At 68.3% G+C, this 15,140-nt stretch carries 8 protein-coding genes and 1 pseudogene; 7 read left to right on the top strand and 2 right to left on the bottom strand.

The window, feature by feature from the left end:
- Nucleotides 1-10: 10 nt before the first annotated feature.
- The 4 genes from gshB (at nt 11) to ASD25_RS08270 (ending at nt 5,625) form a co-directional block, all read left to right on the top strand.
- On the top strand, nt 11-955 hold the full coding sequence (gshB, locus tag ASD25_RS08285) for a glutathione synthase (protein ID WP_056616150.1): 945 nt from the start codon (nt 11-13) through the stop codon (nt 953-955).
- 81 nt (nt 956-1,036) lie between these two features.
- Nucleotides 1,037-2,635: a YifB family Mg chelatase-like AAA ATPase gene (locus tag ASD25_RS08280; RefSeq protein ID WP_056616145.1), complete on the top strand. Its 1,599-nt coding sequence runs from the start codon at nt 1,037-1,039 to the stop codon at nt 2,633-2,635.
- A gap of 58 nt (nt 2,636-2,693) precedes the next feature.
- Nucleotides 2,694-4,232, top strand: a complete 1,539-nt coding sequence (locus ASD25_RS08275; protein WP_056616143.1) for a response regulator — start codon at nt 2,694-2,696, stop codon at nt 4,230-4,232.
- 37 nt (nt 4,233-4,269) lie between these two features.
- Nucleotides 4,270-5,625: an MFS transporter gene (locus ASD25_RS08270; protein WP_056616141.1), complete on the top strand. Its 1,356-nt coding sequence runs from the start codon at nt 4,270-4,272 to the stop codon at nt 5,623-5,625.
- A 4-nt stretch (nt 5,626-5,629) separates the two neighbouring features.
- On the opposite strand, the pseudogene ASD25_RS08265 reads toward ASD25_RS08270, so the two are convergent.
- A pseudogene (locus ASD25_RS08265) lies at nt 5,630-7,851 on the bottom strand (NADP-dependent malic enzyme).
- 962 nt (nt 7,852-8,813) lie between these two features.
- On the bottom strand, nt 8,814-9,647 hold the full coding sequence (gene dapF / locus ASD25_RS08260; protein ID WP_056616139.1) for a diaminopimelate epimerase: 834 nt from the start codon (nt 9,645-9,647) through the stop codon (nt 8,814-8,816).
- A gap of 60 nt (nt 9,648-9,707) precedes the next feature.
- On the opposite strand from dapF, the gene ASD25_RS08255 reads away from it, so the two are divergent.
- The 3 genes from ASD25_RS08255 to ASD25_RS08245 all read left to right on the top strand — a co-directional run bounded on the left by ASD25_RS08255 (nt 9,708) and on the right by ASD25_RS08245 (nt 15,031).
- Nucleotides 9,708-10,523 carry a potassium channel family protein gene (locus ASD25_RS08255; RefSeq protein WP_056616136.1) on the top strand — a complete coding sequence of 272 codons (816 nt, stop codon included), beginning with the start codon at nt 9,708-9,710 and terminating at the stop codon, nt 10,521-10,523.
- Between the two features lie 152 nt (nt 10,524-10,675).
- Nucleotides 10,676-12,778 carry a prolyl oligopeptidase family protein gene (locus ASD25_RS08250; RefSeq protein ID WP_056616133.1) on the top strand — a complete coding sequence of 701 codons (2,103 nt, stop codon included), beginning with the start codon at nt 10,676-10,678 and terminating at the stop codon, nt 12,776-12,778.
- A gap of 45 nt (nt 12,779-12,823) precedes the next feature.
- Nucleotides 12,824-15,031, top strand: a complete 2,208-nt coding sequence (locus tag ASD25_RS08245) for a prolyl oligopeptidase family protein (protein ID WP_056616130.1) — start codon at nt 12,824-12,826, stop codon at nt 15,029-15,031.
- The last annotated feature ends 109 nt before the right edge of the window (nt 15,032-15,140 follow it).

Genomic DNA, 15,140 nt, shown 5'->3' with positions numbered 1-15,140 from the left:
AGGACAGCCCATGCTCAGAGTCGCGATCCAGATGGACCCCATCGAGGCGGTCAACATCGAGTCCGACACCACCTGGCTCATGATGACCACGGCGCAGGACCGGGGCCACGCCCAGTGGGTCTATGATTTCCGCACCCTGGCGCTGGAAGACGGACGGCTGTTCTGCCGCGCCCGGCCCGTGACCCTGCGCCAGACCGCAGGCGATCACGTCAGCTTCGGCGACGAGGTGAAGCTGGATCTGGGCGCTGACGTCGACGTCATTCTGATGCGCCAGGACCCGCCGTTCGACATGGCATACGTCACGGCGACCTATCTGCTTGAAACGGTGCACCCGAAGACCCTGGTCGTGAACGACCCGGCCGAGGTGCGCAGCGCCCCTGAAAAGCTGCTGGTCACGCGCTTCCCCGGCCTGACGCCGCCGACGCTGATCAGCGCGGACCCGGTCGCCCTCGTCGACTTCCACGAACGCCATGGCGACGTGGTGCTGAAGCCGTTGCACGGCGCGGCGGGTTCGGGGGTGGTCAGGCTGAAGGCCGGCGATCCGAACCTCGAAGCCTTGGTTGAGATTCACATGACGGGCAGCCGCGATCCGCTGGTGATCCAGAAATTCATCCCGGCCGTTTCGAAGGGCGACAAGCGCATCATCCTGATCGACGGCGAACCGGTCGGAGCGATCAACCGCATTCCGGCCAAGGATCAGGTGCGGTCCAACCTGCGCGTCGGCGGCACGGCCGCGCCGGTGGAGCTGACCGAGCGCGACCGCGAGATCTGCGCCGCCATCGGGCCGACGCTGAAGGCGCGCGGCCTGCTGTTCGTCGGCATCGACGTGATCGGCGACTATCTGACCGAGATCAACGTCACCTCGCCCACAGGGGCCCAGCAGCTGAAGCGCTTCACCGGCGTCGATGCGGCCGCCCTGATGTGGGACGCGATCGAACGCAAACGCGCCGCCTGATCTCAGGTTGAGCGCCACGCGGAATTAAGGTTGCGTAGATTTCGGGTTCGTGTTTCGTTCCTCCCGTAGCGGGAGGGCGCGGTGGCGGCTCGGGTGGTGACGGTCGCGTTCGAAGGCGTCGAGGCGCGGCGCGTCGACGTCGAGGTGCAGCTGGTCGGCAATGACGGGCCGATCGTCTTCGCCATCGTCGGCCTTCCCGACAAGGCCGTGGCCGAAAGCCGGGAGCGTGTGCGCGGCGCCTTCGCCGGCATCGGACTGGCCCTGCCGTCGCGGCGCATCATCGCCAATCTGGCCCCGGCCGACCTGCCCAAGGAGGGCAGCCATTTCGACCTGCCGATCGCGCTGGCCCTGCTGGCGGCCATGGGCGTGATTGCGCCCGACGCGCTGGACGGCTGGGCCGCGGTGGGCGAACTCAATCTGGACGGTCAGATCGCGCCGGTGGGCGGGACCTTGCCGGCGGCGGTGGCGGCCTCGGCCATGGGGCTGGGGCTGATCTGTCCCGAGGCCAACGGGCCCGAGGCGGCGTGGGCGGGCGACGTCAACATCCTGGCCCCGCGGTCGCTGATCGGTCTGGTCAATCATTTCAAGGGCGCGCAGGTGCTGCGGGCGCCCGAACCCGGACCGGTGCGAATGGGCGCCTCGGTCCCCGACCTGCGCGAGGTCAAGGGTCAGGAGAGCGCCAAGCGCGCGCTCGAGATCGCGGCGGCGGGCGGCCACAACCTGCTCTTTGTCGGGCCGCCGGGCTCGGGAAAATCAATGATGGCGGCGCGTCTGCCCGGTTTGCTGCCGCCGTTAACGCCGCAGGAGTTGCTGGAGACCTCCATGGTGTGGTCCGTGGCCGGCCTGATCGAGCGCGGGGCCCTGACCCGGGACCGGCCGTTCCGCGCGCCGCACCACTCGGCCTCGATGGCGGCCCTGACCGGGGGCGGGCTGAAGGCCAAGCCGGGCGAGGCGTCGCTGGCGCACAACGGCGTGCTGTTCCTCGACGAACTGCCCGAATATTCGGCCCAGGCTCTGGACTCCCTGAGGGCGCCGCTCGAGACCGGCGAGATCGTGGTCGCCCGGGCCAACGCCCATGTCCGCTATCCGGCCCGCTTCCAGCTGGTCGCGGCCATGAATCCCTGCCGGTGCGGCATCGGAGGCGCGGGCAAGGGCGCGTGCGGCAAGGCGCCCCGCTGCCAGCGCGATTATCAGAACCGCATCTCGGGTCCGATGTTCGACCGCATTGACCTGACCGTGGAGACGCCGCCGGTGACGGCCTCCGACATGGCCCTGCCGCCGCCAGCAGAAGGCACGGCCGAGGCGGCGGCCCGGGTCGCCGCGGCCCGCGCCATGCAGGAGGACCGGCTGCGCGCCGCCGGCATCGATCCGGCTATCGCCCGGGGTCAGGCCGTCAACGCCCGGGCTTCCGGCGAGACCCTCGACCGGTTCGCGACTCCGGATACGCCCGGCCGCGCCCTGCTGATGCGGGCGGGGGAGGCGGGCGGGCTGACCGCCCGGGGCTGGACCCGCACCCTGCGTCTGGCCCGCACCATCGCGGATCTGGACGGGTGCGACGGGGTCCTGCGCCGGCATATCGCCGAGGCGCTCGTCTATCGCCGCTCCACTGTGGGCGCTCAGGGTGATTTCGAACGACAGGCGCGGCATCACGCAGACGCCTGTTTTCTGAAGGACTTTTGAGCGGGCGTTAACTCCTCGGCCTGCATGCTTTCCCGAAGTTGGGGGCGTGGAGGCCAGAATGGCGCGACGTGTGAAGACGGGACCGGCGGACAGGCAGCCAGTAGAGGGCGAAGCCCCCGAACAGCAGTTCCTGCGCCTTATGAGCCATGAGATGCGGACGCCGCTGAACGGCGTCATCGGCATGCTCGGTCTCCTGCAACGGACCCGGCTGGACGGGGCGCAGCGCGCCTATCTGGAATCGGCCCGGTCCTCGGCCGAACATCTGCTGGGTCTGGTCAACGACCTGCTGGACTATGCCCGGCTGGAGGCCGGCAAGCTGGAATTCGATGCGGCGCCCGTCGATCTGGAAGCGCTGGTCCGGGGCGTCACCGAACTGCTGAGCCCCAAGGCGCACGACAAGGGACTGGAAATCGTCTGGTCGGTCGCGGCCGACGCCGTTGACATCATCGGCGACGAGGGCCGCCTGCGTCAGGTGCTGTTCAACCTGGCCGGCAATGCGGTGAAATTCACCGAGACCGGCGGGGTGCGCATCACGGTCGAGCGGGTCAACGGCGTGGCGTCGCGGCCCAAGCTGGCCTTCATCATCGACGACACCGGCCCGGGCGTTCCAGTCGAGGCGCGCAAGCGGATCTTCGAGGAGTTCGGCCACGTCGACGCCTCGGACGCCAGCCGGTTCGGCGGCGCCGGCCTGGGTCTGGCCGTGGTCTCGAAACTAGCCGCGGCGATGAAGGGGACGGTCACGGTCGCCGACCGGCCCGACGGCCCCGGCGCGCGCTTCCGCTTCGAGGCCGCCTTCCCCGCTGTCAAGAATGCCGTCCGCAGCCGCACACTGGAAGGCCGTACGGTCAATGTGATCAGCCCGGACCCGTTCGTGAAGTCCGCAGCCGTCGCTCAGATCGAGGCCTCCGGCGGCCGCTGCAAATCCGATGCGGACGTGGTCCTGATTGATCACGCCGCCCGCGCCGCCGGATCGGGAATGGCCGCCAGACCGACCCAGGGTCGCGGCGTCATCCTGCTGAAGCCGTCCGAGCGGGACCTGATCGCCCGATACAAGAGCGCCGGTTTCCACGGCTATCTGATCAAGCCGCTGCGCCGCGCCTCGGTGGCCGAGCGCGTGCTGGCCGCCGCCGGGACCAAGGCCCCGATGCAGCCCGGACTGCCGCCCCCGCCGCCGCCCGAGGACGATCGCGTCGCGACGACCCGGTTCTCGGGGACCCGGGTGCTGCTGGTCGAGGACAATCCGGTCGGCGCCCTGCTGGCGGCGACGCTGCTGCGGCGCGAAGGCTGCGCCGTCGAAACCGCGGCCAGCGGCTATGAGGCGCTCGATGCGATGAAGCGGGCCCGCTACGATCTGGTCTTCATGGATATGCGGATGCCGGGCATGGACGGACCCAGCGCGGCCCGGGCGATCCGGGCCCGGGGCGACCAGACGCCGATCGTGGCCCTGACCGCCCACGCCTTCGCCGAGGACCGCCGGACCTGCCTCGAGGCGGGGATGGACGATCATCTGGTCAAGCCGCTGGAGCTGGAAAGCCTGCGCAGCTCACTCGCCCGCTGGACGAACCGGGCGGAGCGCGCCAAGGTCGCCGTCGCATAGGGGACGCGGGGGCGTCACTCTCCGAGGGGACGCACCGATGACCGACACCACGAAGGCCGCGCCGCCCAAGGCTGGCGCGAAGGACGTCTTCAAGGCCCTGGGTCGCGGCCGGGTGCTGATCACCCTGCTGCTCGGCTTCGGGTCTGGCCTGCCGTTCCTGCTGACAGGGGCGACCCTCAGCCTGTGGCTGGCGGAAGGCGATGTCGCCCTGTCGGCCATCGGCTTCATCTCGTGGGTCGGCCTCGCCTATTCGTTCAAGTTTCTCTGGGCGCCGGTCGTCGACCGGTTCGACGTTCCGATCCTCGGCATGCTGGGACGGCGGCGCGGCTGGATGCTGCTGTCGCAGATACTGGTCGGAGCCGCGCTGATCGCCATGGCGATCATCGGTCCGGAGGGTGGACTGACCGCCCTCGGAACGGCCGCCCTTGTGACGGCGTTCGCATCGGCGACCCAGGACATCGTCGTCGACGCCTGGCGGATCGAGACCGCCGAGAACGACGAGGATCTGGGCCTGCTGACCTCGGCCTATCAGCTGGGCTACCGGTTCGCGATCCTGGCCGGCAACGCCTTGATCCTGTTCTTCGCGACATGGTTCGGGTGGAACGGCGCCTACGGCATCTGGGGCGCGGCCATGTCGATCGCCATCGTTGCAACGTTGTTCGCGAAGGAGCCGCTGGACCGTTCGGATATCGCCAAGGCCACGGGCGGCGCTGCGCCATGGACGCCGCGGGGCATCTATGACGCCGTCGTGGGCCCGTTCATAAATTTTCTGGTCACGCACAAGACCGCCGCCCTGCTGATGCTGGCGGCGATCAGCCTGTACCGGCTGCCGGACTTCGTCATGGGGCCGATGGTCGGACCGTTCTATCTGGAGCTGGGTCTGACCAAGGAGGCCATCGGGGCGATGCGTCTGAGCTTCGGTCTGGCGGGGTCCATCGCCGGCATCGCGGCGGGCGGTCTGTGCGCACTGCGTTTCGGCTTCGGGCGGACCTTGCTGCTGGGCGCCCTGATCGGGCCGATGTCCAACCTCGGCTATACGTTGATGGCCATCGCGGGTCTGTCGACGCCGATGTTCGCCGGCGTCCTGTTCGTCGAGAATTTCAGCGAAGGTTTGGCCGGGGCGGCGCTGGTCGCCTACATGTCGAGCCTGACCGGCATCGGCTATACGGCCACCCAGTACGCCCTGCTGAGCTCGTTCTACGCCCTGCTCGGCAAGTTCCTGAAGGGCTTCTCGGGCGTGGTGGTCGAGAGCCTGCAGCAGGGGCATGAGCTGATGGTCGCCTACGCCCTGTTCTTCGCCGGGACGGCGGCGGTCGGCATCCCCGCCGTCATCCTGTGCTGGCTGCTGGACAGGCGGAACCGCCGGCTGAAGGCCGAGGCGGGGCTGGCCTAGAAGGTCACCCCTCCACCGCGGCCCCTTCGTCATAGGCGGCGAAGGTGGCGGCGGTGATGATCTCGGACACCGAGGCGCCCAGCGAGACGATCTGGACCGACTTCTCGAGCCCGACCAGCAGGGGGCCGATGACGGTCGCGCCGCCCAGCTGCTGGACCAGTTTGGTCGAGATGGCGGCTGAATGAATCGCCGGCATGACCAGGACGTTGGCGTGGCCGGTCAGGCGCATGAACGGATAGGCCGACCGCTGCTCGGGATCGAGCGCCAGCTCGGGCGGCATCTCGCCCTCGTATTCGAAATCGACGCCCTTGGAATCGAGGATGCGGATGGCCTCGCGCACCTTCTCGGCGCGCTCGCCGGGAGGGTTGCCGAAGGTCGAGTAGGACATGAAGGCGACGCGCGGCGTCTTGCCCAGCTTGCGCACCGTCGCGGCGGCCTGGATGGCGATCTCGGCCAGCTCCTCGGCGCTGGGCAGTTCATGGATCGAGGTGTCGGCGACGAACAGCGTCCGGCCCTTGGCCAGCAGGATCGACAGGCCGATCATCCGCTCCTTGACGTCGAGGACGCGGCGGACCTCCTTGAGCACCATGTTGAAATTGCGGGTCACGCCGGTGACCATGCAGTCGGCCTGGCCGCGGGCGCACATGGCGGCGGCGAAATAGTTGCGGTCCTGATTGATCATCCGCTGGACGTCGCGCTTCAGATAGCCGCGGCGCTGCAGACGTTCATAGAGCCAGTCGGTGTAGTCGGCGTTGTGCTCGCTGACCCGGGCGTTGACGATCTGGATGCCCATGTCGTCGAAGTTCAGACCGGCCTCGGCGGCGTTCTTGCGGATCAGCTCCTCGCGGCCGATCAGGATCGGCGTGCCCAGTTCGGCCTGTTTGAAGCCCCAGGCGGCGCGGATGACGGCGGTCTCCTCGCCCTCGGCGAACACCACCCGCTTGTTGGGGGCGGCGCGCACGGCGCCTAGGCGTCCATGTCCTCGATCGGCTTGCGGGCCACGCCGGTGTCCATCGCCGCCTGGGCGACGAAGGGCGGGATGTACCAGATCAGGCGCGGGTCGAAGGGGGTCGGGATGATGTAGTCGGGGCCGAATTTCAGCTTGCGCCCGCGATAGGCGGCGGCGACCTCGTCCGGCACGTCCTCGCGGGCGAGGGCGGCGAGGGCCTGGGCGCAGGCCACCTTCATCTCGTGGTTCACCCGGCGGGCGCGGACGTCCAGCGCCCCGCGGAAGATGTAGGGGAAGCCGAGGACGTTGTTGACCTGGTTGGCGTAGTCCGAGCGGCCGGTGGCGATGATGGCGTCGGAGCGGACCGACAGCACGTCTTCCGGCGTGATCTCCGGATCCGGATTGGCCATGGCGAAGATGATCGGATTGGGCGCCATGGAGGCGACCATCTCCTTGGTGATTGCGCCCTTGGCGGACAGGCCGATGACGACATCGGCCCCGACCATGGCCTCCTCGAGTGTGCGCAGGTGGGTGTCGGTGGCGTGGGCCGCCTTCCACTGGTCGACGTTGGCGCGGCCCTTGTAGACGACGCCGTCGCGGTCGACGATGACGGTGTTCTCGGCGCGGACGCCGGCGGCCTTCATCAGGCCGATCGAGGACAGGCCCGCGGCGCCGGCGCCGGTCAGGACGACCTTGATGTCCTCCAGCCTCTTGCCGGAGATGTGGCAGGCGTTGATCAGGCCGGCGGTCGAGATGATGGCGGTGCCGTGCTGGTCGTCGTGGAAGACCGGGATGTCGAGCAGGTCCTGGAGCTGGGCCTCGATCTCGAAACATTCCGGGGACTTGATATCCTCCAGATTGATGCCGCCCCAGGTGTCGCCGATGTTCTTGACGACGGTGATGAACTCGTCGGAGTCGGTGGTTTTCACCTCGACGTCGAAGCTGTCGACGTCGGCGAAGCGTTTGAACAGGACGGCCTTGCCCTCCATCACCGGCTTGGACGCCATGTGGCCGAGGTTGCCGAGGCCGAGGATGGCCGTGCCGTTCGAGATGACGGCGACCAGATTGCCCTTGGACGTATAGTCGTAGGCCTTGTCCACATCGGCGGCGATGGCCAGCACCGGAATGGCGACGCCCGGCGAATAGGCCAGCGACAGATCGAGCTGGGTGGCCATGGGCTTGGTCGGCGCCATGGAAATCTTGCCCGGCGTGGGGCTGCGGTGGAAATGCAGCGCGTCTTCGTCGGAGAAGGTCTGTTTGTCGTTCATGTCGGCCATGGAGTGTTCCTAAAGCCGGGGGCGGGCCGGGACAACCGTTGTGGGGAGGCATGCGCTCTCCTGTCGTCATCCCGGGGTGCGCAGCGACCCCGGGACCCAGCGGCGCGCGAGAGCGCCAACCTGCCGGGAGCGCGGCTGTGTCATCGCCTCCGCTGCGCTTCGGCGCCGCCGGGTCCCGGCCTTCGCCGGGATGACGACAACAGGGCGTGCATCATCGCTCTCCGGCCCGTGGGCCGGAAAGTGCGGGGAGGTGGCGGAGCGCGGGCGGTTGGCCCGGAACCGTGAAATGGCCCCCTGCTTTCGCGTTACGGGGACCGTGAAGAGTTTTCGGCGTCGCCGCCTGCGCTCCGCGCGACCGGTTCACACGAGNCCCTTTCCATCGTACGCCCGCGACGGGCGGAAGGCTTCCAGGCCTCCCGGGCCCCGGGGTTTCACGCCCCCGGGCAGTCCACCGTCCCCACGCCCCCGATGTTCCACAAGCACAGTTCCTCACCGCACAAGGGTCCGGGCGACGATTACAGGACGACGTTTCCCGCTCGATCGCACCCCGCCGCACGTGATTGGCCCTGGCGCCAGACGCCCTCCCCCNCACCGCACAAGGGTCCGGGCGACGATTACAGGACGACGTTTCCCGCTCGATCGCACCCCGCCGCACGTGATTGGCCCTGGCGCCAGACGCCCTCCCCCGCGACGGGATGGGGAGAAGGATAAGGGCGCCCGGGAGGGGTGCTGGTGATTCAGTTTGGGAAAAGGGGAAGGCGTTGAAGGGGCCGGATGTTTTCTTCTGAACCCGACTATAGATTCGCACTTTCACCTGCCGTCATCCCGGCGAAGGCCGGGACCCAGCGGCGCGCGAGAGCGCGAACCTGTCGCGGACACATCTGCCTGACCCATCGTGCGTGAACAGATCGCCTTCGGCGCCGCTGGGTCCCGGCCTTCGCCGGGATGACGGCGGTGGGGCATCAGATCCCCAGCGTTCCCGTGCGCTCGACCACGACCGGTCCGGTCATGAGCACATGGTCCGTCTCTTCGTCCCATGAGACGAACAGTTCACCGCCATCGACTTCAACCGTCGCCGCGCGGCCGGTCAGGCCGCGGCGGGCGGAGGCGACCAGCGCCGCGCAGGCGCCGGTGCCGCAGGCCTTGGTCAGGCCAGCGCCGCGCTCCCAGACGCGCAGGCGGATGTGGTCGGGCGCGGTGACGTGGGCGAAGCCGACGTTGACGCCCTCGGGGAAGCGCGGGTGGTGTTCGACCAGCGAGCCGGCGCCGCGCACGAAGCCGTCGTTGGGCGCATGGTCCATGAAGAAGACGACGTGGGGATTGCCCATGGAGACGGCACCCGGCGTGTGCAGGACGGGGTCGTCGATCGGGCCGACCTGAAGCTCGATACCGCGGGTGTCCATGGCCTCGTCGAGCGGGATCTGTTTCCAGTCCAGACGCGGCGCGCCCATGTCGACGGTGATGCGGCCGTCGGCCTCGCGTCGCGCCGTCGTCGGGCCGGCGAGGGTGTCGATGACGACCTGATCCTTGCTGGTCGACTGCAGCAGCATCCAGCCGACGCAGCGCAGGGCGTTGCCGCAGGTCTCGACCTGTCCGCCGTCGGCGTTCCAGACCCGCATGAAGGCGTCGCCGGTTTCGGAGGGCTCGATGGCGATCAGCTGGTCGCAGCCCTCGCCGGTCTGGCGGTCGGCGATGGCGCGCGCCTGATCGGCCGTCGGGGCGAACGGCGTTTCGAGCGCATTGACGACGACGAAATCGTTGCCGGCGCCGTTCATCTTGACGAAGGGGCGGGTCATCTTCGCTCCGATATAGGGGGAGACTGGACCTGACGCGAGAGAAGGGCGTTAAGCTGGGCCATGAGTCGCGCAAAGCCCGTCAGCCAGTCCGAACCGCCCAAGGCTGAAGGCCTGCGTCTGCGGGCCCGGCTGCGCTACCTCTATCACGGCTCGTCGCCGCTGGCGGTGCGGTTCCGGCTGGCGGTCATCGTCATCGACTTCGCCATCATCGGCTTCTTCCTGGCCGCGCCGATCCTTCATGAGGCGGGGCTGGTCTTCTATGTCGTGGACTATGTCATCGCCACGATCCTGGCGGCCGATCTGGCGGCCAGAGCCTATGCCCACACAGATCTGAAGGACTGGCTGAAGAAGCCGGCGACCTGGGTCGACCTGTTCGTTCTGGCCACCCTGCTGTTCCCGGCCTGGCTGTTCAATTTCGGCTTCCTGCGGCTGGTGCGGCTGTGGACGCTGCTGCATTCCGAATTCTTCTGGCGGACGGTCGGGCACAAATACGACGACACCCGGGTGGAGGAGATCACCAAGGCGCTGGCCTCGCTGGTGACCTTCATCTTCGTGGTGACCGGCTTCGTCTACGCCACCTTCCGCGACAGCCATCCGGGGATCAGCGGCTATCTGGACGCCCTGTATTTCACCGTGGCGACCCTGACGACGACCGGGTTCGGCGACATCACCCTGCCGGGCAACTGGGGACGGGTGCTGTCGATCGTGGTCATGCTGACCGGGATCACCTTGTTCCTGCGGCTGGCCCAGACGATCTTCAAGCCGCACAAGATCAGCCATCCCTGCCCGACCTGCGGCCTGCACAAACACGATCCGGACGCGGTGCACTGCAAGGCGTGCGGGGAGGTGCTGTGCATTCCGGATGAGGGGGCGTGAGGAAGGCCCGCTCCGCCAAGATGACAAAGCCGTAACCTCGGTCCACTCCAGCTTGTCGCGGACCCGGTCACCGGTAAGGTGCCGCCCGACTTCAGTCGGGGGGCTTTCCTGGGGCCCCTATCGCTTCACGCTACTTGAGGGGGCCTCTCCACATGATCCGCACCGCCGCGCTCGCCGCGCTTCTCGCTTCAACCGCCCTATCGAGCGCCGCCATGGCCCAGACCTCCGTTCCCGCCCCGGCCGCCGCCGCGAGCTCGGGAGGCTTCGCCACCTCGGACGCGACCGATCCGTATCTGTGGCTGGAAGAGGTCGACGGCGAACGGGCCATGGCCTGGGTCAATGAACACAATGAGCGGTCGCTGGGCGTGCTGCGCGGCGACCCGCGCTTCGAGACCCTGCACCAGCAGGCGCTGGAGATTGTCCAGTCGCGCGACCGCATCCCGTCGCCGGGCTTCAACCACGACGGCACGATCGACAATTTCTGGCAGGACGCGACCCATGTGCGCGGCATCTGGCGGACGACGACGCTGGACAGCTATCGCACCGAGGCGCCGCAGTGGGAGACGATCCTCGACTTCGACGCCCTGTCCGCGGCCGAGGGCAAGAACTGGGTCTACAAGGGCGCGACCTGCCTGCCGCCGCAAGAGACCCGCTGCCTGGTCTCGCTGTCGGACGGCGGCAAGGATGCGGTGACGGTGCGCGAGTTCGACCGGGCGACGCGGACCTTCGTGGCGGACGGCTTTGTCCTGCCCGAGTCCAAGGGCGGGGTGTCGTGGCTGGACGAGAACACCCTGCTGATCGCGCGCGACTTCGGGCCGGGCACGCTGACGACCTCGGGGTATCCGATGGTGCTGAAGGTGCTGAAGCGCGGCCAGACGATCGATCAGGCGCAGACGGTGTTCACGGGCCAGCCGACCGATGTATCGGTGTCGGGCTATACGCTGCGCGACGCCGACGGCGTGGTGCAGGCGACGCTGATCAATCGCGGCGTCAACTTCTATGAGGGCGAGACGCACCGGCTGAACGCGGACGGCACGACGACGAAGCTGGATCTGCCGGCCAAGTCGAACATCAATGCGCTGGTGCGCGGACAGCTGGTCGTGACGACGGATCAGGACTGGACCGCGCCGTCGGGGCAGGCGTTCAAAACGGGCGACGTGATCGCCTGGGACCTGAACCGCTGGCTGGCCGATCCGGCGACGCCGGCGCAGCTGGTGATCCGCCCGACCGAGCGCGAGGCCATCGAGGGCATCACTGCGACCCGCAACAAGCTGGTCGTGGCCCTGTACGAGAACGTGCGCGGCGGGGTCTATGTCTATGAGCCCAACGCCTCGGGGGAATGGGCGCGGACGCGGCTGGACCTGCCGCAGAACGTCTCGGTCAATGTGGGCTCGGCCTCGGAGCGGGACGATCAGGTGTTCGTCAGCGTGACGGGCTATCTGAATCCGTCGAGCCTGTATCTGGCCGACGCCGCCAGCGGCGCGACGGATCTGGCCAAGTCGCTGCCGGCCAAGTTCGACGCCACGGGGATGACGGTCGATCAGTTCGAGGCCCGCTCGGCCGACGGGACGATGATTCCGTATTTCGTCGTCCACAAGGGCGACATGGCCATGGACGGGGCCAATCCCACGCTGCTGTACGGCTATGGCGGCTTCCAGTCGTCGCTGCTGCCCGGCTATTCAGCCACGGTCGGCAAGCTGTGGCTGGAGCGGGGCGGGGTCTATGTCATCGCCAACACGCGCGGCGGCGGCGAGTTCGGGCCGCGCTGGCACCAGGCGGCGCTGCAGGAGAACCGGCAGCGGTCGCACGAGGACTATCAGGCGGTGGCGCTCGACCTGATCGCGCGCAACATCACCAGCCAGCCGCGTCTGGGGATCATGGGCGGCTCGCAGGGCGGGCTGTTCATGGGGGCGATGCTGACCCAGCGGCCGGACCTGATCAATGCGGCCGTGATCCAGGTGCCGCTGTTCGACATGCTGCGCTTCCACAAGCTGCTGGCGGGCGCCAGCTGGATCGCGGAATACGGCAATCCGGATATCCCGGAAGAGCGAGCGTGGATCGAGCAGTATTCGCCGTACCAGCGTCTGGCGGCGGCGCGGCTGGAGGAGCTGGGCTATCCGGTGCTGTTCTACGAGAACACCGACGGCGGCCATGCGGCGGGGGCGAACCTGCGCGAGACCGCCCGGCGTCTGGCGCTGGAATACACCTATCTGACGCGGCGGCTGATGGACACGCAGGTCCCGGCGCCGGAATAGGCGCCGCCCGCGGCGGACGAAGATGCTCGTATTTCGGAGTTTGAGATGAACCGACTGATCCTGTCCGCCGCGATCCCGGCGCTGTTGCTCGCGGCCTGCGCCTCGGACCCGGCGCCGATGACGATCACGCCCCTGAACGCCGCGGACGTTGCGCGGCCGCTGCTCCTGCCGCCGCCGCACATGCCGGCCGACCTGACGCCCGCGGGGGTGAGGGCGGCCGATGATCATCTGGCGCTGGAAGAGGTCAACGGGACCGAGGCCATGGCCTTTGTGGCGGAGTCCAACCGCAAGGCGCTGGCGTCGCTGGAGGGCGACCGGCGCTATGAGCCGTTCCGCCGGCAGGCCGAGGCGATCCTGACGGCGACGGACCGGATCCCGGGGCCGAGCTTCCTCGGCGAGGGGATCGGAAACTTCTGGCAGGACGCGGCCAATCCGAAGGGGGTGTGGCGGCGCACGACGCTGGAGAGCTATCGCTCGGCCAATACGCGGTGGGAGACGATGCTGGACATCGACGCCCTGTCGCGGGCCGAGGGCAAGGACTGGGTCTGGAAGGGCGCGGACTGTCTGGCCCCGGACGAGACGCGCTGCCTCGTCTCGCTGTCAGACGGCGGCAAGGATGCGGTGGTGGTGCGCGAGTTCGACACCGCCACCGGCCTGTGGGTCGAGGACGGCTTCATCCTGCCGGAGGGCAAGCACCGGCTGGAATGGCTGGACCGCGACACGCTTCTGGTGGCCACGGACTTCGGGCCGGACACGCTGACGGAGTCAGGTTATCCTTACATCGTGAAGTCGCTGAAGCGCGGCCAGACGCTGGCGCAGGCGACCGAGGTCTATCGCGGCGACATCAGCGACGGAGGGTACGGGGTCAGCCCGAGCGTCTACCGCAATGGCGCCGGTCAGGTGCTGGGCGTGCTGATCAACAGGCCGCTCGACACCTTCCGCAGCGAGACGTGGGAGGTGGATGGACGGCCCGTGAAGCTGAACCTGCCCGAGCGGGTCAGCATTCGCGGCATGATGGGTGGACAGCTGGTGCTGACCCTCGACGAGGCGTGGAGTCGTTACGGGCGCGAGATACCGGCGGGGACCCTGATGGCGGTCGTCATGGCGACGATCCGGCCCGGCAGTCAGGCCATCTCCAACGCGGACGACACCGTCTTTACCCCGACGGCGCGGCAGTCGGTCGAGGATGTGGCCGTCATGGACGACCGGATCGTGGCCAGCATCTATGACAACGTCCGTGGGCGGACCGCCGTCTTCCAGAACCGCGGCGAATTCGGCTGGCCCGAAACCGCCCTGCCGGCGCCCGAGAATGTCGCGGTCCATCTGGGATCGTCCAGCCGGGAGTCGGGCCGCATCTTCTATTCCTACGAAGGCTTCCTGACGCCTTCGACCCTGGCGCTGGCGGATGCGCGGGCGGGAACGGCCGAGACGGTGCGCCAGGCGCCCGCCCGCTTCGACGCCTCGACCCATGTGGTCGAGCAGTTCGAGGCGACGTCGTCGGACGGGACGAAGATTCCCTATTTCGTCACCCGGCCGAAGGATCTGGTGATGGACGGCCACGCGCCGACGATCATCTACGGCTACGGCGGGTTCCAGGTGTCCAAGCCGCCGATCTACATCCCCGAGATGGGCAAGCTGTGGCTCGAGAACGGCGGCGTCTACGTCAACGCCAACATCCGCGGCGGCGGCGAGTTCGGACCGGCCTGGCACCAGAGCGTGCTGAAGGAACACCGGCAACTGGCCTTCGACGACTATGCGGCCGTCGCGCGCGACCTGCAGACTCGGGGGATCACCTCGCCGCGCCGGACCGGCATCTACGGCCGGTCGAACGGCGGGGTGCTGACCTCGGTCGCCATGACCCAGCATCCGGAGCTGATCAATGCGGCGGTGATCGAGAGCCCGCTGATCGACATGCTGCGCTATCACGAACTGCCGGCGGGGGCGTCGTGGATCGGCGAATACGGCGATCCGCGCATCCCGGAAGAGGCGGCGTACATCGCGCGGTATTCGGCCTATCAGCAGCTTCGTCCGGACGCGGAGTATCCGCGGGTCTATATCACGACCAATACCCGGGACGACCGCGTGCATCCGGGCCATGCGCGGAAATTCGCCGCGCGGCTGGCGGAGCAGGGGCATGAGCACCTGTATTACGAAGAGACCTCGGGCGGGCATTCGAACGACGCCGATCCGGTGGCGAACGCGAGGCGGTGGGCCCGGCACTATGTGTATCTGGCGCAGCAGTTGATGGATTGAGGGGCTGCGACCCAACATCCCGCTCATCCCGGCGAAAGCCGGGACATGGTGCTTTGGGTGATGGGTCGAGCCTGACCGATCACGAATCCTCGTCCTGAAACATCAGCGT

It is taken from the genome of Brevundimonas sp. Root1423 (genome assembly GCF_001426805.1).
This window is presented reverse-complemented; position numbering and strand designations above follow the sequence as displayed.

Coding starts and splice junctions, on each gene's coding strand:
- ASD25_RS08245 (WP_056616130.1), top strand. CDS start 12,824: ATGAACCGACTGATCCTGTCCGCCGCGATCCCGGCGCTGTTGCTCGCG.
- gshB (WP_056616150.1), top strand. CDS start 11: ATGCTCAGAGTCGCGATCCAGATGGACCCCATCGAGGCGGTCAACATC.
- dapF (WP_056616139.1), bottom strand. CDS start 9,647: ATGACCCGCCCCTTCGTCAAGATGAACGGCGCCGGCAACGATTTCGTC.
- ASD25_RS08250 (WP_056616133.1), top strand. CDS start 10,676: ATGATCCGCACCGCCGCGCTCGCCGCGCTTCTCGCTTCAACCGCCCTA.
- ASD25_RS08255 (WP_056616136.1), top strand. CDS start 9,708: ATGAGTCGCGCAAAGCCCGTCAGCCAGTCCGAACCGCCCAAGGCTGAA.
- ASD25_RS08270 (WP_056616141.1), top strand. CDS start 4,270: ATGACCGACACCACGAAGGCCGCGCCGCCCAAGGCTGGCGCGAAGGAC.
- ASD25_RS08275 (WP_056616143.1), top strand. CDS start 2,694: ATGGCGCGACGTGTGAAGACGGGACCGGCGGACAGGCAGCCAGTAGAG.